Genomic DNA, 17,644 nt, shown 5'->3' with positions numbered 1-17,644 from the left:
AAAGATTGTAAAATATTGCGGTTAATAAAAGCCAAACTTATTCACAATCCCCTATAGTTTTTAACAAATAGAAAAATTAAGATATTTTTCATACAAATTTTAAAACACTTAAATTCAGTATTTTAAATAATAATTAAAGGAATGAAGCACCGTAAAATATAGTTTTTTTAAATAATTAAACAAGAAAAACAGAATTCTTATTTACTTATTTTTTCATGTCTTGCGCCACCTTTTCAAGTTCAGCATACCAGTCTTCGCCAAATTTACGAATCAGGGCTTCTTTGACAAATTTGTATACCGGAACTTCAAGTTCCTGACCTAAAGAGCAGGCGGGATCACAAATATCCCATTTGTCATAATTAACAGCGGCAAACTCCGTAAAATCTTTCACCCGAACTGGATACAAATGACAAGAAACTGGTTTTTTCCAACTAATTGCTCCTTGATTATAGGCTTGTTCAATACCACACAGAGCGGTCTTACCGTCAAATATTGCGTAGGCACAATCTTTGTCGTCAATCAATGGCGTTTCAAGATCACCATCGGTACCTTTTACCCAAGTTCCTTGCGCTTCAATTGCAGCAATTCCTTGTTTGCGTAAAAAAGGCTTGATCTTTGGATAAATAGATTCGAGGATTTGAGTCTCCTCAAAACTCAATGGTGCACCAGCGTCACCATCTACGCAACAAGCGCCTTTACAAGCAGTCAAATTACAAACAAAATCTTTTTCGAGTAAGTCTTCTGAGACTATGGTTTTTCCTAGTTGAAACATTCTGCAAAGATATTCAAGAAATTTGAAAAAGCACCTCAGCAACTCATAAATTCGTAAACAAAACCGAATAAAATTAAAACGAATTTACCTAATTTTATACTCCTGATTTTTTAACTTCGTTTACTTTTGTTTTCAAACTTATACAAACAATTGCATTTTTTATTTCTTTACAGTTCATCCTCTTTCACCAACCAAAAACACAGAACCATTTGAAATGGTTTTAAAAAATATTGAGTATTAATTGCCTTAGTTGTGCCCTAAAAACGATAAAAATCAAACTGTTACTTTTTTAGGACTATGAAATACAGGTCAACTATTCCCTCCTAGAAAAAAAAATCTTCTCAAAAAAAAAGGCATTAAAATTAAAAAATCTACTCCTCCAATAATCAGGGAAATTATCTACTTTTACCATAAATAAAAAAAGTCTGTTATGGAATTCGATATTCGAGAAATAATCACCGTAGGAATGGTACTTTTTGCCGTAATTGACATCGTGGGATCCATCCCGATTATCATTGATTTAAGAGCAAAACACGGACATATTGAATCCGAAAAAGCATCCATTGTAGCCGCCGTCATCATGATTGTTTTTCTTTTTGCCGGAGAAGAACTCTTAAAACTAATTGGAATCGATGTCAATTCTTTTGCTGTAGCCGGATCCTTTGTGTTGTTTTTCTTGGCATTAGAGATGATTTTAGGAATTCGGATTTACCGGGACGAAGAAGCCAGCTCTGCCTCAATTGTTCCCCTTGCCTTCCCTTTGATTGCTGGAGCCGGAACAATGACCACTTTACTCTCTTTACGCTCCCAATTTTATACCATAAATATTGTAATTGCCATTTTATTAAATATCATTTTGGTCTATATCGTTTTAAAATCATCCTCAAAAATAGAAAAATTATTAGGCGAAAACGGACTTGGTGTAATCAGAAAGACTTTTGGCGTAGTACTTCTGGCGATTGCTGTTAAATTATTCGCTGCGAATGTTAAAGGTTTGTTTGTCTAAAATATAATTTCCTAAATTTACCCTTAAATTATTGTAAAATAAAAAATCTGATTTTTTTGGAGCATTTTATTCTAAATAAATAACCCCTCCAAACATCTGCATTTTTTACCAAAAACAAAAACATCTTATGAAAATTTTCACTAACATCTTGGTATTTTTAGCAATAGCGCTAATCCTATTTAATGTTACTTTACTGGATTTCAAAAATCCATTTCAAGGAGATAGCGTAGTTGCATTTATTGGAATGGCGGCCTCTTTTTGTGCTGTATTGATTCTTCTGATATTCAGAATGTCAAAGAAAATAGAAGAAAAAACAAACGAAAAATAGCCTTGGTCTTTGATGTACTTATCCTTGGCGGTGGCGTATCTGGCATGTCATGCGCTCTAGTTTTGGGTTCTGCAAACAACAAACCCTTTGTGTCTAATAAAAAAATCGGGGTGTTTACCCATCAAAAAACCTCTGCCCTTAAGGAAGCGCTATTCAATAATGTCTACGGAATCCCTGCAGGCACATTAGGCGCTGATTTATTGAAAGAAAGTACAGGACATCTTTTAGAAAAATATCCGCACATTACACAAATTCCCAACGAAAAAGTACTAAAAATTGAGGGCACCGCTCCTGAGTTTGCTGTAACTACAAATAAAAAAACCTACAAGACCCGCATAATTGTTGTAGGTGTCGGATCTGCAAATACTTTTGCTATTGAAGGTTTAATGCCATTTGTAGAACCACATCAAAAATCCCTTCCCGAAAAACAACGAATCCAACTCAAAAACAGCGATCACAAAGTCAAGGAAGGCATTTACGTGATAGGCACTTTAGCCGGATGGAGAAGCCAACTGGCCATTGCTGCAGGCAGTGGAGCTGCAGTAGCAACAGATATTCTAACTTTATGGAATGGCGGAATTCAGACTCATGCTCATGATAGCATTAGATAAATAGAATTTCATTCTGGAAAATCTCTCAAAAAATAGTGTTAGGTTTACACCTTCAATTCACTGTTTTATGGGATCATTTTTTTTGGGACTGGCAAGACTCCTGATTTTTATCGGATTTGTTTCTTTTTTTTCGATTGTGTTTTTTCTTTTTTCTTTTTTTCGAAGCAACGAAATTAACGCCCAAAAAGCTCTTATCCTGCGGGACTTTATAATTCGCACCTCAAATACCCTTTTGGGCATACGCACTATTATCTATGGCGACAAGCCGAAAGTTCAAGGACTAATCGTAGCCAATCACCGTTCCTATTTTGACCCAATTGTTATCGTAAACCAAATACATGCTTTTCCTGTAGGGAAAAAAGAAGTTGCCTCATGGCCTATGATTGGCTACATCTGCAAAATATCCGGCGTTTTATTTGTAGATAGAAAGTGTCCAAAAAGCCGACAAGAAACCGCCGAAAATATCCGAGAAGTTCTTGCCAAAGGATATTCGATCATTAATTTTCCAGAGGGGACAACAGCGGTTTTGCCAACGACTCTTGATTTCAATTACGGCTCTTTTGTAATGGCTACTAAGATTAAAGCTGCCGTGATTCCTATTGCAATAGATTATAAAGAAAAAACAGACGCTTTTATTGGTGACGACACTTTCATTCCGCATTTTTTAAAATGCTTTGGAAAACGGACCACTGAAATTAAAATAACTTATTTTCCGGCTATTTATTCTGAAGATGCAGCCTATTTATTAAGTACGTCAAAGAAAATGATAGATAACGAACTCATTCGATATAGAAAAGATTGGGACAATCAAAATTAGTTTTCTTTTTAAGGGCAAACAAAATCAAGAGTGAAATTTTCTAATTAAGCATCAAGTCCTAAGCTAATAAGCATCTCAAAAATAGAATCTTCATTTAGTGCCACTTTCTTTAAAACAGCTTTAATTCCTTCCACATTTTTTTGTTCCAGAGCATTATCAAAGTCATTTATAAGGCCTCCAACATACAAACGCTCATTAACTGTCATTCCAGAAAACTTACTTTCCATACTGTGAAATATAGTGATTATTATTTTTTCAAAATTGCCTTAATCATGGCATCCTCTTTCAATATAATCTCATAATAAGACCGTTCCCCATACAATTGCCGAGCAAATTCAGCAGCCAGGTATCGTTTTACCAATGATTTGCTTTTTCCAAATTTCAAATCCAATCCGTTGCCAAAAATAAATTTCTGAAATGAATTGAAATATGCCTCTGTTTGATTCATTTTAGATTGGAACTGAGCAAAAGTGAGTCCTTTAAAGGCGCTCCGATTTTTATCCAATTGTTCGAAAACAAAATTCCCTACGATTCCCGATTGCAATAAATAAGCGGTACTTCCATTTCCATGTTCCACCTCAAGCGGTACAAAAACATCAGGAACAATACCGCCACCGCCATATACAATTTTACCTTTTTTAGTTTTGAATTGCAAGGTGTCTGAAACTTTTATACTGTCTTTTTGATATAGTTCCCCATTTTCAAAACGCGTTTCTGATTCTTTAAAATACGCTTCATTCCCTTTTGAATAGGGTTTTTGAATCGACCGGCCTGTTGGCGTATAATATCTGGCAACAGTCAAGCGAACTGCTGAACCGTCAGCAAAATCCATTTCTCGTTGCACCAATCCCTTTCCAAAAGAACGGCGGCCTACAATAGTCCCCCTATCATTATCCTGAACGGCTCCTGCAAGAATTTCACTTGCTGAAGCGCTGTTTTCATTAATTAGAATAAAAACATTTCCTTTTTCAAAACTGCCTTTTTGGGTTGCAAATGTCTTGTCTATAGTACCTTTTTTGTTTTTGGTAAAAACAATCAGTTGTTTGTTTGGCAACAATTCATCCGCGATAGCAATTGCTTCTTCCATATAACCGCCACCGTTATCTCGGACATCAATAATAAGTGACTTCGCACCTCGTTGCTTAAGTGCAGACAAATTTTGCATAAACTCCTTGTAAGTAGTTTCGGCAAAACGATTTATTTTTATGTATCCTGTCGCATTACTCAAGAGCAAAGCGGCATCAACACTTTTTAAGGGAATAACATCGCGTTTTAGTTTTAGCTTGAGTTTTTTACGTTCTGATTTTCTATATATTGTAAGCTCAATATTAGAACCTACGGCCCCTTTTAATTTAGAAAACAAACTGTCTGTGGGCAACTTACGTCCGAACAATTTGGTTTTATCAGCATATAGAATCCGATCACCTGATTTTATTCCTGCTTTTGCCGAAGGGCCGTTTTCTACAGGTTTTATGACCGCTACAGAATCTTTATACATATAAAAATTCACTCCTATTCCCACAAAATTACCCTTCATGCTTTCCATTACCTGTTGCTGCTCGCTAGCGGGAATATATACGGAATGCGGATCAAGTTGCGCAAGAATATTATCAACGGTAAGATTTACAATAGAATCCGTATCAACCGCATCAACGTATTCAGTATCAATAAAATCAATGAGTGTATTCAGCTTAGTTTTAGAATTATTTTTAGCTGTGAAATCAGCTCTACCGGGAAAATGCAACATCCCGCCCAACACAACGCCAAAAGCAAGTGTTGAGAAAAGGAGTAGCGGTAAATATTTTGTATTAAATTTCATATAAAGTTATCATTAAAAGAATAATATAACCTGACGTGCATCATCGTTTTAATTTTTTTTGCACGTTCTTTTATTCCTCCAAAACTGGAATATGCTCAACCTCTACTCCGGCTTTTATCAAAAACTGAATGCCGGAATCATCGCGATAGCCATTGTGATAGACCACTCTTTTTATTCCCGACTGGTGAATCAATTTACTGCACTCTTTACAAGGTGAAAGTGTGATATACAAGGTGGCTCCTTCACAGGATTGTGTTGATCGCGCTACCTTGAGGATCGCATTTGCCTCAGCATGTAAAACATCCCAGCGGGTTAATCCTTGCTCATCTTCACAACAGTTTTCAAAACCGGAGGGCGTTCCGTTATACCCATCTGAGATTATCATTCTGTCACGCACAATAATTGCACCAACTTGTTTTCGTTTACAATAGGACAGCAAGCTCCATTCTTTGGCAATTCTAAGGTATGCTTTGTCGTATTTATTTAATTTTTTTTCGTTCATTTTATCTTATCCAGATTTCACTTTCCACAATCATTGGTATCACTACTCCTATTATAAATGCTGACATTACTAATGTCCAGTCGCGTTTTGAAAATCTAAAAACAGTCTGAACAATGTAGGCTAAAATCAAAACCACAAAAACCACTACAATCTGGGCGGCTTCTATACCTAGTGCAAATTCTGACAGTGGCAAGACTTTAGACATAGCATTTCCTCCAAGAATCGATTTGAAATAATTTGAAAAACCCAACCCATGAATTATCCCAAAGAAAAGCGTGATAAAAAACATCAGATTGAGGCTTTCTTTCTTGCTCGATTTTCCTGCTGCAAAAAGATTAAACAATCCGGTTACCAAAATTGTTATTGGAATTAATAATTCGACCACATTCACTTTAATCGCAACTACTCCAAAAACGGAAAGCAGTAAAGCCATGGTATGCCCTATGGTAAAAAGGGTCACCAGAAGCACAACTCGTTTCCAATCCTTAAAAGAGAATGGTACAGCTAAGGCGATTAAAAATAAAACATGATCATACGCATGGATATCTAAAACGTGTTTTAATCCTATTTGAAAGTAAACCCAAAATTCTGACATCAGCAAAGTATTAAGTTGATAAAGGGGCTGTAAACTTACGATTAATTTTGAAAATGATTCATTTGAACATTCAAATAAATACAAATCAAAAGCAGGTATGTCGAAAGAAAAAATAAAAATAAAAATAAAAATTAATACTTTAAAATAGATATATCTTTGTACGATACAAAAACCACAATTATGTCATTTTCAGATTTATTTGATAGCGAATTCAAACAAAGAAATAGAGGTCATTTTTCATCTATTGTCCGTGTAGCACTAACTGACGAGAAGATTTCTCCAGAAGAAAAAGCATTTGTAGATAAATTAGCCGTTCGATTAGAAATTTCTCCTGCAGAATATGAAGAAATTTTACAGGATCCGCTAAAATACCCTATCAATCCTCCTTATTTATATGAACAAAGGATAGAGCGACTGTATGATTTAGCCAGAATCGTTCATGTTGACCACCATTTAGGAGACAAACAAGAGCTGATGTTACGGAAAATTGGCATTGGAATAGGATTTGACCCTGAAAATATAAATCAAATTGTAGAAAATGCGCTTCTGCTTGTAGAAAAAGAAGTAGATTTGGATACGTTCATTACTGAAATACAAAATATCAATACGTAGATTATACCTATAAAAAAGCTTCCGCCAAGACGGAAGCTTTTTGTTTTTAGTACTTGCTTAGTTTTGCTTTAAGCATAAATTCTTCCGATTTTTCAACCATATTGTAGCTTCCACAGAAAAAAGGAACGCGCTGATGCAGTTCCGTTGGTTCAATTTCCATCACCCGATCAAATCCATCCGATGCTTTTCCTCCCGCCTGTTCTGCGATAAAAGCTAATGGGTTGCATTCATACAACAATCGTAATTTCCCTTTGGATGCTTTTGAACTTGTTGGATATAAATAAATCCCTCCTTTAATCATATTGCGATGAAAGTCAGAAACTAAACTTCCGATGTATCGAGAAGTATAAGGCCTGTCTCCTTCTTCCAGCTGACAATATTTGATATAATCCTTTACTCCTTGCGGAAAATGGACATAATTACCTTCATTGATGGAATAAATATGGCCATCGGTTGGGAATTTCATTTTAGGATGAGACAAGTAAAAAGTACCAATAGCAGGATTCAGCGTAAATCCGTTCACACCGTGCCCAGTTGTATAAACTAACATAGTCGAAGTCCCGTAAATCACATAGCCTGCAGCAACCTGATTGATCCCCGGCTGTAAAAAATCTTCCAACGTAACTGGAGTTCCTATTGGGGTAATTCTCCTGTAAACCGAAAATATTGTCCCTACAGAAACATTAACATCAATATTAGACGAGCCGTCAAGGGGATCCATCAATACAACATATTTATTATTGTGGCTGTGGTCACTTCCTTCCACAGTAATGAAATCATCATTTTCTTCAGAAGCGATTCCGCATACGATCTCGCGATTAATTAATGTTTGAATAAAAACTTCATTGGCATATACATCTAGTTTTTGCTGATCTTCCCCCTGTATGTTTTGCTCTCCGGCAGCACCCACAATATCAACCAGTCCAGCTTTGTTTACTTTATAATTGACTACCTTGGCAGCCAATCGGATGGAGTTGATAATTCGAGATAATTCGCCGGACGAATATTGAAAAGCATTCTGGTTTTCAATGATAAATTCTCCAAGTGTTTTGTTGCGTTCTTCCATTAAGAAATCGTTGTAGTTGTTTTGAAGTCACAAATATCGTTTTTTTTGTGAAATTGATTTGAAAAATAGTTGCTTAGTTTAACCGTATTGTATATTTGCTGATTAAAACATAAAATTAATACGTAAAAATCTAATTTTATTGTGATATTGAAGCATTAAAATAAAAAATTATGAAATGAGCCGTATTGGAGATTGATCCAATAGCCAATCGAAAAAGCAAATTTCTTATTCAACTAAAAAACACAAATACATCCCGCACATGACGATCAGAAAAGGAAATCCTGAAGATATGGAAGCTGTTTTAGGGCTCATTCAAGAATTAGCAATATTCGAGAAAGAACCCGATGCCGTCCTTGTAACTGTTGCCGATTTAATTCGAGATGGTTTTGGCCCGGTGCCACTATTTCATGTTTTTGTTGCCGAGGTTCAAGCGGACCCGAGCAATAGCGAACAGGCAAAACAAATTGTAGGTATCGCCTTGTACTACTACCGATTTTCTACTTGGAAAGGAAAAACAATTCACCTGGAAGATTTAGTGGTAAAAGAGACAATGCGTGGCACCGGATTAGGATATGCTTTATATTCTGAAATTATAAAACAGGGTAAAAAAGATCAGGTTCGAAGAGTAGAATGGAATGTATTGGACTGGAATACTCCAGCAATAGAATTTTATGAAAAATCAGGCGCCAAAGTACTCCGTGATTGGTATGTTGTTCACATGGACGAATTGGGAATCACCAATTTTGTAGAGAATAAATTGAAATAAAATAAAGAACAATTTTTGTTTAAAATATGAGAGTATTCAAATTTGGAGGAGCTTCTGTAAAAGATGCTGAAGGAATTAAAAACGTGTATGACGTTTTACAAAAAGTGGGCTATGAAGACGTATTGTTGGTCGTTTCTGCAATGGGAAAAACCACAAATGCGCTCGAGGTTGTCATAAAAAATTATTTCGATAAATCCGCTGAATTAAATTCATCTGTTCAAGAAGTAAAAAAGTACCACAATCAAATTTTGATAGATTTATTTGAGGACGAAAAAAACGAAGTCTTCAAAGCTGTTAACACTCAATTTTCAGATTTAGAGTATTTCCTGACCCACAATAAATCACCCAATTATAATTTTGTCTACGATCAAATTGTCAGTTATGGCGAATTAATTTCGACCACAATCCTAAGTCATTTCATGAATTTCATGGGCATAAAAACACAATGGCTGGATGTTCGGAATTTCATAAAAACCAATGCTACATACAGGGATGCGGAAGTAGATTGGGAATTGACACAGAAGAACATTGCCAAAAACGTAAAACGTAAAACACTAAACATTACACAAGGATTCTTAGGTTCTGACGAAAATAACTTTACCACCACTTTAGGCCGAGAAGGATCTGATTATACGGCTGCAATTTTTGCGTATTGCTTAAATGCCGAAAGCGTGACCATCTGGAAAGATGTTCCCGGAGTAATGAATGCCGATCCAAGATATTTTGAAAATGCGAGTTTATTGAATCAGATTTCGTACCGTGAAGCCATAGAACTGGCTTTTTATGGGGCAACGGTTATTCACCCAAAAACACTACAACCTTTGCAAAAAAAGGAAATTCCGTTGTATGTAAAATCCTTTATAAATCCGTTACTAAAAGGAACGAGCGTTTCCAAAGGAGTCGACTTAGAACCTTATTTACCGTGTTTCATCGTCAAAAGAAACCAGCTTTTGATTTCGCTTTCCTCTATCGATTTCTCTTTTATCATGGAAGAAAACATCAGCGAAATTTTTGCATTATTCCATCAATTCAAAATAAAAGTGAACTTGATTCAGAATTCAGCAATTAGTTTCTCCGTATGTGTAGAAGATAAATTTGACAATTTCAAAGCCCTGAATGCTATCTTGTCTAAAAAGTTTAAGGTAGAGTTTAATGAAAATGTCACCTTATACACCATCCGACATTTTAACGAAACAGCAGCCGAAACCGTTGAAAAAAACAAAGTTGTGTTATTGAAACAGGTCAGTCGGGAAACCATACAAGTGATCACAAAGGAAGTGTAACCCTAAAAAAGATGCGCAACCCAAAGTATAAATGGAGATCAGAATCAAATTCTGATCTCCATTCTTTTAATACTTTAAAACCCAAACGCTAAAATCGAAACCTTTTGTAATTATCAAATTATAAATACTACTTTTGACACTTTCGAGTTATAGTATTTATGTTGAAAAAATTACTTTTTTGGACTGTAATAAGCTGTATTTCTGGGCTCCACGCACAGGAAATAAATTCGTTGTACAAAACAAAAAAAATCCCTTTTTCCCGTGACACCATTCATCTTGAAAAAGAAAGCATTAATTCCAGTTTTTTCAAATTGCTTGACGCCAATAGCAAACCCATCGAAACCCTTTTTTATACGGTAAATTTCAGTGAAGGGACTTTGTTTTTAAAAGAAAACAGCGCCCAATACAACGATTCAATAACGATACACTATTTGAAATTTCCGGAGATCCTTACTAAAGAATACCGCATTTATGATTCTGCCAAAGTAGTAAGCAACGAAGCCGGATCAGGTGATTTATATACCCTCAAAAATAAAAACCCAAATAAAAATGTGCCTTTTGACGGCTTGAACACATCCGGAAGTATTACCCGTGGCATTACCATAGGAAACAATCAAAATGCCGTTTTGAATTCCAATTTAGACTTACAAATCACAGGAAAAATCTCTGAAAAAGTAAGCTTAAGAGCCTCCATTCAAGACAGTAACATTCCGCTGCAGGATGGCGGTTATTCCCAAAAATTAGACCAGTTCGATAATGTATTCATGGAATTATTCAGTGCCGATTGGAATATTCGAGCGGGTGATATTTTTCTGGAGAACAAGAAATCCCAATTCCTGAATTTCAATAAAAAAGTGCAGGGACTCGCCACCACCTTCACCTTTGGAACCGAAGAAAACAAAACAAATGTATTTGCCTCAGCAGCGCTGGTCCGAGGACAATATGCAAAAAGCGATATCGTGGGCCAAGAAGGCAATCAGGGTCCCTATAAATTAAAAGGGCAAAATGGAGAGTTGTATGTACTCGTTATTTCAGGTTCAGAGCGGGTGTATGTAAATGGTGTTTTATTAAAACGAGGCGAAAACAATGATTACACGATTGATTATAATGCGGGTGAAATCGTGTTTACCCCGCTTTTCACGATTACCTCCGAAATGCGAATTGCCATAGAATACCAATATTCAGATCGAAATTACACTCGATTTATAACCTATGCAGGCGCCACACACGAGAATAAAAACTGGAGTTTTGGAGGCTATTTATATTCGGAAAACGACCTCAAAAACCAACCTTTACAACAAAATTTATCCCAAGAACAAGCCCAGATATTAGTTAATGCGGGAGATAATCCTGATTTAATGGTTGCCCCGTCAGCATTTGCAGATTCCTATTCTGAAAACAAGGTGCTGTACCGAAAAACAATCCTCAATGCTGTGGAAATTTTTGAGTACTCAAATGAAGCACAGCAGGAATTATTCAATGTACGATTTACTTTAGTAGGACTGAATAATGGAAATTATATTTTGACAAATTCAGCCACGATCACCCGGGTTTATGAGTATATAGCTCCCATTAACGGCGTTCCGCAAGGAAATTATGCACCCATCATACAATTGATTGCTCCTACAAAAATCCAAGTGACTACCTTTTTAGGAAAATACAATCCCACTGAGAAAACAGTTCTCGATTTTGAAATTGGTCTCAGCAATAACGACAGCAATTTATTTTCGCCCGTTGACGATGCAAACAATCAGGGCCTGGCTGCAAAAATCAATGCCAAGCAACGGCTTTTTTCAAAAAAATGGCACGTAGATGCTTTTGCGAATTATCAATTTATTCAGCGAAATTTCAGGGCTGTAGAACGGCTGTACAACATCGAATTTGACCGGGATTGGAACTTAGGAACTGCGGCTATAGGAAATCAAAGCTTGTTAATTTCCGGACTGCAATTGGATTTAAACCCTAAACCCAACTCAACAAACAAAGGACTATTGATGTATCAGTTTGAAAAACTGGATTTTTCGGGAAATTTTTCGGGAAATCGACATGTTTTAAATGGCTTGTTTCAAATAAAAAACTGGACTTTTCAAAATCAAGGCAGTTCCCTAAAAAGTGACGGAACGATTTCATCCTCTGAATTTTTAAGAAACCAATCCCAAATCCGTTTTCATTTTGACAAAAACTGGATTGGCTCTCGCTTGCGCTTAGAGGACAATCAGGAGAAAAATAAAATTTCAAATGAATTTTCGGCTTTGAGTCAAAAATTTACAGAGTACGGATTTTTTACCGGTCGCGGAGACAGCACCAAAGTTTTTGTAGAATTGGGATACCTAAGAAGATCCAATGACAGTTTACAAAATGGACTGATCCAAAGGGTCAATTCGTCTCAGACTTTCCTTTTGAAATCAAAATTGATTCAAACTAATAAAAGCGATTTATCCCTATATGCTAATTACAGAATCTTGGATTTTGTGGATGCAACAAGAAAAAGAGAACCTACGTTAAATTCCAGAATAATTTATACGGATCGTTTTTTCAATCAATTGATACAAAGCACAACGGTTTATGAAACGAATTCCGGGACCATTCCCCAACAGGAATTCACGTATCTGGAAGTTCCTGCGGGCCAGGGAATTTACACCTGGAACGACTATAACGGCAATGGAATTCAGGAATTACAGGAGTTTGAAGTCGCCACGTTTATTGACCAGGCAAAATTCATCCGCATCTTTCTTCCCAACAGGGTTTACATAAAAACACATCAAAACAAATTCTCGCAATCCGTGACCCTGAATCCCAATCACTGGCAGAACGAAAAAGGTTTTAAGAAAATACTTTCGTATTTCTACAATCAAACCGCTTTCATCATCGACCGAAAAACTAGAAGTGAGGGTGATAATTTCGAATTAAATCCGTTCAGCAGTTCTACTGAAAATGTGTTGGGATTAAACTCGAGTTTAAGGAACAGTTTGTTTTACAATAGAGGAAAACAAAACCACTCCGCCACGTATTCATATCTGCAAAATAAAACTAAAAACTTGTTGTCTATAGGCTCTCAAGAGGCTACCAACAATTCGCATCAATTGCAGTACAATCATTTGTACCAGAAAAGCTGGCTACTTGGTTTTTTTGCCAAAACGATACAAACAACCATTGAATCAGAAAATTTCCCGGAGAAAAATTATGCTATAAACGGTTATCAATTAGCTCCTAAAATCAGTTATCTGTTTTCTAAAAGCACGAGCTGGGACCTCTTTTATGAATTACAGAATAAAAAAAACCAAATTGGGGTTTCAGAAACGCTGCTGCAAAACCGTTTTGGAACTGCCTTTTCGTATGCAGGCACAAAAAAATTTACGATGAACGGCGAAGTCTCTTTTTACCAAAATAAATTCGAAGGAAATGAATTCTCTTCGGTTGGATTTCAAATGCTGGAAGGGCTACAAACCGGACAAAACATCACTTGGAGGCTTCTTTTACAAAAAAATATCACCCAGTTTTTAGATGTTAATTTTAATTATCAGGGTCGGAAAAGTGAAACAACCCAGGCCATACATACTGGAAATATTCAATTGAGAGCCTATTTTTAATACCACAATTTAATAGTTTGGTAATGCCCTCGCAATATTAAATACACGTTCATTGTCTATCTTTCAAATTTAAACCACTAAACTACAAAGCCACATGGATTTGAATGCCAACCAACAAACTATTTTGATTGCGCCATTAAACTGGGGCTTAGGCCATGCTACACGTTGTATTCCAATTATTAAGGCCTTATTAGAGAACAACTACATTCCTATAATTGCTTCTGATGGAATTGCATTGGCTTTGCTAAAAAAGGAATTCCCTACTGTACAAACGCTGGAACTGCCATCCTACCAGATAGAATATGCAAAAAATGGAGCTCACTTTAAATGGAAATTATTAAAAAATAGCCCAAAAATGCTTGAAGCAATTTGGGAAGAAAAAAAAATAATTAAAAAATGGATCTCAAAATATAGGATAGACGGGATTATATCCGACAACCGACTGGGTGTGTTCAGCAAAAAAATTCCTTCGGTATTTATTACCCATCAATTGAATGTAATGACTGGCAATACCACTTGGATTACCAGTAAGATCCACCAACATATTATAAAAAAATACACAGAATGCTGGGTTCCAGATCTTGCCGGATCAATTAATCTAACCGGAAAAATGGGACATGTTGACGATCCAAATCTCAAAATTAGATACATTGGTCCTTTGAGTCGATTGCAAAAAAAATTAGTCCCAAAAAAATATGATTTAATGATTATTCTTTCCGGACCAGAACCTCAGCGCGGCTTGCTGGAGGATTCCCTGAAAAAAGAAATCGCACGATACCACGGGAATGTCATATTTATTGAAGGAAAGATTGAAACCGAACAAATAGTAACTCAAATCAATCCTGTTACCTATTATAATTACATGAATTCTTCCCAGTTAGAGCAGGCTTTTAACGAAAGTGAAATGGTGCTGTGCCGTTCCGGATACACCACAATTATGGATCTAGCCCAACTCCGTAAAAAGGCTTTTTTTATTCCAACTCCAGGCCAATACGAACAGGAATATTTAGCCAGAAAGCTAAAAAAAGAAGGGTTAGTTCCCTATGCAAATCAAGACGATTTCAAAATTGAAAATCTTAGTGAAGTAGCGTCCTACCGTGGTTTACAAACCTTGCATTGCAATATTGACTGGAAATCGCTTTTTGATATTTTCCAAAACACAAAAATAAGTACCCTTAACCCCTAAAAACCCATTCTCTCAAATGGTTTTTTTAAGATTAGTATTGAATGTTTACCAAAAAAAGAAGCACTACTGAATTACAGATTTGTACCTTTTAAATTAGCATGGCTATTGAATTCTTTGAATAATTCGAGTAAGTGCATCGTTGCTTTTATCAAATCATTAGTTTCTAAAAGTAACGCGAAATACAACTTGCTGTTTTTAGGACTGGTTTCTACCGTTCTAATTCTTTCAATTTGTTTTTTAATTAATTTAGATACTTGATCGTAAATCTCCATTTTGGTTTCTAAAAGAACATCAATTTTGTCAAACGAACCTTCTTGAAAAATAACAATAATATCTTCAAATAATTTTTCAAGCTTATTGTCTAAGCTTTTCAAATCCCTAATTTGATTGAATTTTAATTGTTTGTGATTGTTATTGATATGTGCATAGCTGTTTTGTGAGATGAATCCAAGGGACTGAATCATGTCTTGAAGATAACCCAAAATCATGACATAAAACATACTGCCCTCTGCCGAGGTTTCATCCAGATTCTTTATAAAATAGTATACATTACTCTTTAATTCATCGACTTCTTTTTCGAGTTTTTTGATGTCTTTTTTATTCTCCTTTAACTTCCCTAAATCCTGAAGGCTAAGATTTTCGATAACCTCTCTATAAATCGTGTTTGAACCGCTTATCACTCTGGAAATCTGAATGGTACACTCCCTAATAACTTCATTTATGGTAACAATATCTTCTCTTTTCAAGAGCAATAATTCTTGCTGGGCTTTAATGGTTTTAGTATGCTTTCTTGAACTTCGATACAAAAGAATTCCTAATCCAACCAGCAATCCGATGAAAGCATATACTTGACCTACTTTGAGGAAATACGCAAAGATAAAGGCCGAAACAAATGCAACAATTGCTGTTACAAACCATCCCCCAATCACATTAAAAACCCCTGCAATACGATACACTGCGCTTTCGCGGTCCCAAGCTCGATCTGCAAATGAAGTTCCCATGGCCACCATAAAAGTAACATAAGTTGTAGAAAGTGGCAACTTTAAAGAAGTCCCTATCGATATCAAAATGCTGGCTACCATCAAATTTACAGCAGCACGAACCATATCAAAAGCAGGTTCGTCCTTTCTTTTTTTTCCTTTGACTTCCTGTTTCTCAAATTGCTTATCAATTTTTATTTGGATTGATTTTGGTAAAAAATAATTAATTCCCAGTCCGATATAAACGCCAAATCGCACAATATATCTGGATAACATATTGGGTGAAAAACGCTCTACGCCATCACCCTGTCTGGATAAATTAAGGCCGGTCTCGATGACAGTTTTGGCTTTTTTTGAAGTCCAAAGTGTTATAACCATAACCACTCCTGCAAAAACTAAAAAATAAAATGGCGCCACAATATTATCATTAGCCAAAGCTCCCATCATAAATTGATCTCCAGAAATTCCTGAACCATTGAAAATTTCATAGGAATTATAGGCCGCAATAGGAACGCCGATAAAGTTAACCAAATCATTCCCGGCAAAAGCTAAAGCCAAAGCAAAAGTCCCCACTATGATGATTACTCGGAGAATATTTATTTTGAAGAAAGTCATCAACACTTGAGAAAGCAGTGTAAAAAAAACAAAATTTACTCCTATTATCAGTAATTGATTGCTTTTTATCCAGACATGAGTAGCTTGATCGATAAAAGAAACTCCTTTCAATCCTTTAATCAGGATAAAAAAAGTAATCGCAGTAATGGCTAATCCTCCAAAAACTGCACCTATATATTTGACTCTTTTTTCATATTGAAAAGTAAAAATTAGTCGAGAAACATATTGCACAAAACTTCCAAGAGTGAAAGAAAGAATGACAGACAGTAGGATACTAAAAACAATTTGTGATGCTTTTTCAGTGTTGATATAATCACTTAAAGTATCAAAACTATCATCCAAAACATAAATTTTATAGACTGCCAAACAGAGCGCTGCCCCTAAAAGTTCAAAAATAATGGATACTGTTGTCGAAGTTGGTAATCCTATTGAGTTAAAAACATCTAATAATATAATATCTGAGATCATTACGGCCAGGAAAATAATCATAACATCATTAAAACTAAACATGCCGGGAACAAAAATACCACTTCGGGCAATTTCCATCATACCACTGGAAAATAGCGCTCCTACTAAAATACCTAGACTGGCCACAATCATAATAGTACGAAACGACACTGCTTTAGAACCAATTGCCGAATTTAAGAAATTTACTGCGTCATTACTAACCCCGACAACTAGATCAATTATTGCCAAAATGCCTAAAACCACAAGCATTACTATATATATTTGTTCCATATCTGTATTAAAGTGAAAGGTGAAATTTTGTTTGCTCTGATAGAATTAGTTTGCCTTCAGAACAACTGTCTCATTGTACGACAACCTCATGATGATTTATGCCTGAATGTTGCTTTATAGTTCAAAAAAGCGTCGTGATGGTACGGTTACAATTGGATGTCATCATAAATTAACCCCAACAAACTTCCGGTGTCTTTTGCAAATATGACCCTCAAAAGTAAGACTGTCGTTACTAAATTATTATTTTGACATGAACTTAATAACATCAATAACACAAGTGAATGATCCTAAAATAATTGTGCTTATTAGGTAAAGGATATTATTAATTCTATTTGACCTGAAGGAACTTAGATGGCCG

General features: G+C 35.7%; 16 protein-coding genes. 9 read left to right on the top strand and 7 right to left on the bottom strand.

Annotated features, from left to right (window positions below; all coding sequences use genetic code 11):
- Positions 1-205: 205 nt before the first annotated feature.
- A complete protein-coding gene (locus EKM03_RS01865; RefSeq protein WP_126456402.1) occupies positions 206-772 on the bottom strand; it encodes a DUF3109 family protein in 567 nt (188 codons plus the stop codon).
- A 430-nt stretch (positions 773-1,202) separates the two neighbouring features.
- Between EKM03_RS01865 and EKM03_RS01860 the strand changes: the two genes are divergently transcribed.
- The 4 genes from EKM03_RS01860 to EKM03_RS01845 all read left to right on the top strand — a co-directional run bounded on the left by EKM03_RS01860 (position 1,203) and on the right by EKM03_RS01845 (position 3,534).
- The gene (locus EKM03_RS01860) at positions 1,203-1,778 is read left to right on the top strand and encodes a MarC family protein (protein ID WP_126457580.1); all 576 of its coding nucleotides are present in this window, start codon (positions 1,203-1,205) and stop codon (positions 1,776-1,778) included.
- A gap of 127 nt (positions 1,779-1,905) precedes the next feature.
- On the top strand, positions 1,906-2,106 hold the full coding sequence (locus EKM03_RS01855; protein WP_126456406.1) for a hypothetical protein: 201 nt from the start codon (positions 1,906-1,908) through the stop codon (positions 2,104-2,106).
- A gap of 44 nt (positions 2,107-2,150) precedes the next feature.
- Positions 2,151-2,717, top strand: coding sequence for an NAD(P)/FAD-dependent oxidoreductase (locus tag EKM03_RS01850; RefSeq protein WP_126739802.1), 567 nt, complete (start codon positions 2,151-2,153; stop codon positions 2,715-2,717).
- A 67-nt stretch (positions 2,718-2,784) separates the two neighbouring features.
- Positions 2,785-3,534 (top strand): 1-acyl-sn-glycerol-3-phosphate acyltransferase, encoded by a 750-nt coding sequence (locus EKM03_RS01845; RefSeq protein ID WP_126457581.1) that lies wholly within the window; start codon positions 2,785-2,787, stop codon positions 3,532-3,534.
- A gap of 44 nt (positions 3,535-3,578) precedes the next feature.
- On the opposite strand, the gene EKM03_RS01840 is transcribed toward EKM03_RS01845, so the two are convergent.
- From EKM03_RS01840 to EKM03_RS01825, 4 genes are all read right to left on the bottom strand, one after another.
- A complete protein-coding gene (locus tag EKM03_RS01840; protein WP_126457582.1) occupies positions 3,579-3,761 on the bottom strand; it encodes a hypothetical protein in 183 nt (60 codons plus the stop codon).
- A 20-nt stretch (positions 3,762-3,781) separates the two neighbouring features.
- Positions 3,782-5,353, bottom strand: a complete 1,572-nt coding sequence (locus EKM03_RS01835; RefSeq protein WP_126553973.1) for a S41 family peptidase — start codon at positions 5,351-5,353, stop codon at positions 3,782-3,784.
- A gap of 70 nt (positions 5,354-5,423) precedes the next feature.
- On the bottom strand, positions 5,424-5,855 hold the full coding sequence (locus EKM03_RS01830; protein ID WP_126457584.1) for a dCMP deaminase family protein: 432 nt from the start codon (positions 5,853-5,855) through the stop codon (positions 5,424-5,426).
- 1 nt (position 5,856) lies between these two features.
- The gene (locus EKM03_RS01825; RefSeq protein WP_126739783.1) at positions 5,857-6,450 is read right to left on the bottom strand and encodes a HupE/UreJ family protein; all 594 of its coding nucleotides are present in this window, start codon (positions 6,448-6,450) and stop codon (positions 5,857-5,859) included.
- Positions 6,451-6,630: 180 nt separating this feature from the next.
- On the opposite strand from EKM03_RS01825, the gene EKM03_RS01820 reads away from it, so the two are divergent.
- The gene (locus EKM03_RS01820; protein ID WP_126457586.1) at positions 6,631-7,062 is read left to right on the top strand and encodes a TerB family tellurite resistance protein; all 432 of its coding nucleotides are present in this window, start codon (positions 6,631-6,633) and stop codon (positions 7,060-7,062) included.
- 46 nt (positions 7,063-7,108) lie between these two features.
- On the opposite strand, the gene fbp is transcribed toward EKM03_RS01820, so the two are convergent.
- Positions 7,109-8,128 (bottom strand): class 1 fructose-bisphosphatase, encoded by a 1,020-nt coding sequence (gene fbp, locus EKM03_RS01815; protein ID WP_126457587.1) that lies wholly within the window; start codon positions 8,126-8,128, stop codon positions 7,109-7,111.
- Between the two features lie 259 nt (positions 8,129-8,387).
- On the opposite strand from fbp, the gene EKM03_RS01810 reads away from it, so the two are divergent.
- The 4 genes from EKM03_RS01810 to EKM03_RS01795 all read left to right on the top strand — a co-directional run bounded on the left by EKM03_RS01810 (position 8,388) and on the right by EKM03_RS01795 (position 14,953).
- Positions 8,388-8,894, top strand: a complete 507-nt coding sequence (locus EKM03_RS01810; protein WP_126561452.1) for a GNAT family N-acetyltransferase — start codon at positions 8,388-8,390, stop codon at positions 8,892-8,894.
- A gap of 26 nt (positions 8,895-8,920) precedes the next feature.
- Entirely contained in the window at positions 8,921-10,177 is a 1,257-nt protein-coding gene (locus EKM03_RS01805; RefSeq protein ID WP_126553975.1) for an aspartate kinase, read from the top strand.
- A 158-nt stretch (positions 10,178-10,335) separates the two neighbouring features.
- Positions 10,336-13,767 carry a hypothetical protein gene (locus EKM03_RS01800; protein ID WP_126739782.1) on the top strand — a complete coding sequence of 1,144 codons (3,432 nt, stop codon included), beginning with the start codon at positions 10,336-10,338 and terminating at the stop codon, positions 13,765-13,767.
- 94 nt (positions 13,768-13,861) lie between these two features.
- The gene (locus EKM03_RS01795; RefSeq protein ID WP_126739781.1) at positions 13,862-14,953 is read left to right on the top strand and encodes a glycosyltransferase; all 1,092 of its coding nucleotides are present in this window, start codon (positions 13,862-13,864) and stop codon (positions 14,951-14,953) included.
- A gap of 71 nt (positions 14,954-15,024) precedes the next feature.
- Here EKM03_RS01795 and EKM03_RS01790 read toward each other — a convergent pair whose 3' ends face one another.
- A complete protein-coding gene (locus EKM03_RS01790; protein ID WP_126739780.1) occupies positions 15,025-17,286 on the bottom strand; it encodes an inorganic phosphate transporter in 2,262 nt (753 codons plus the stop codon).
- Positions 17,287-17,644: the final 358 nt, after the last annotated feature.

It is taken from the genome of Flavobacterium sp. GSP6 (assembly GCF_003984855.1).
Classification (GTDB): Bacteria; Bacteroidota; Bacteroidia; order Flavobacteriales; family Flavobacteriaceae; genus Flavobacterium.
This window is presented reverse-complemented; position numbering and strand designations above follow the sequence as displayed.

Bases quoted from the DNA above. Each gene is read 5' to 3' on its own strand.
- EKM03_RS01835 (WP_126553973.1), bottom strand. From the start codon at position 5,353: ATGAAATTTAATACAAAATATTTACCGCTACTCCTTTTCTCAACACTT.
- EKM03_RS01820 (WP_126457586.1), top strand. From the start codon at position 6,631: ATGTCATTTTCAGATTTATTTGATAGCGAATTCAAACAAAGAAATAGA.
- fbp (WP_126457587.1), bottom strand. From the start codon at position 8,128: ATGGAAGAACGCAACAAAACACTTGGAGAATTTATCATTGAAAACCAG.
- EKM03_RS01805 (WP_126553975.1), top strand. From the start codon at position 8,921: ATGAGAGTATTCAAATTTGGAGGAGCTTCTGTAAAAGATGCTGAAGGA.
- EKM03_RS01845 (WP_126457581.1), top strand. From the start codon at position 2,785: ATGGGATCATTTTTTTTGGGACTGGCAAGACTCCTGATTTTTATCGGA.
- EKM03_RS01860 (WP_126457580.1), top strand. From the start codon at position 1,203: ATGGAATTCGATATTCGAGAAATAATCACCGTAGGAATGGTACTTTTT.
- EKM03_RS01865 (WP_126456402.1), bottom strand. From the start codon at position 772: ATGTTTCAACTAGGAAAAACCATAGTCTCAGAAGACTTACTCGAAAAA.
- EKM03_RS01790 (WP_126739780.1), bottom strand. From the start codon at position 17,286: ATGGAACAAATATATATAGTAATGCTTGTGGTTTTAGGCATTTTGGCA.
- EKM03_RS01800 (WP_126739782.1), top strand. From the start codon at position 10,336: ATGTTGAAAAAATTACTTTTTTGGACTGTAATAAGCTGTATTTCTGGG.
- EKM03_RS01830 (WP_126457584.1), bottom strand. From the start codon at position 5,855: ATGAACGAAAAAAAATTAAATAAATACGACAAAGCATACCTTAGAATT.
- EKM03_RS01795 (WP_126739781.1), top strand. From the start codon at position 13,862: ATGGATTTGAATGCCAACCAACAAACTATTTTGATTGCGCCATTAAAC.
- EKM03_RS01850 (WP_126739802.1), top strand. From the start codon at position 2,151: ATGTCATGCGCTCTAGTTTTGGGTTCTGCAAACAACAAACCCTTTGTG.
- EKM03_RS01855 (WP_126456406.1), top strand. From the start codon at position 1,906: ATGAAAATTTTCACTAACATCTTGGTATTTTTAGCAATAGCGCTAATC.
- EKM03_RS01810 (WP_126561452.1), top strand. From the start codon at position 8,388: ATGACGATCAGAAAAGGAAATCCTGAAGATATGGAAGCTGTTTTAGGG.
- EKM03_RS01825 (WP_126739783.1), bottom strand. From the start codon at position 6,450: ATGTCAGAATTTTGGGTTTACTTTCAAATAGGATTAAAACACGTTTTA.
- EKM03_RS01840 (WP_126457582.1), bottom strand. From the start codon at position 3,761: ATGGAAAGTAAGTTTTCTGGAATGACAGTTAATGAGCGTTTGTATGTT.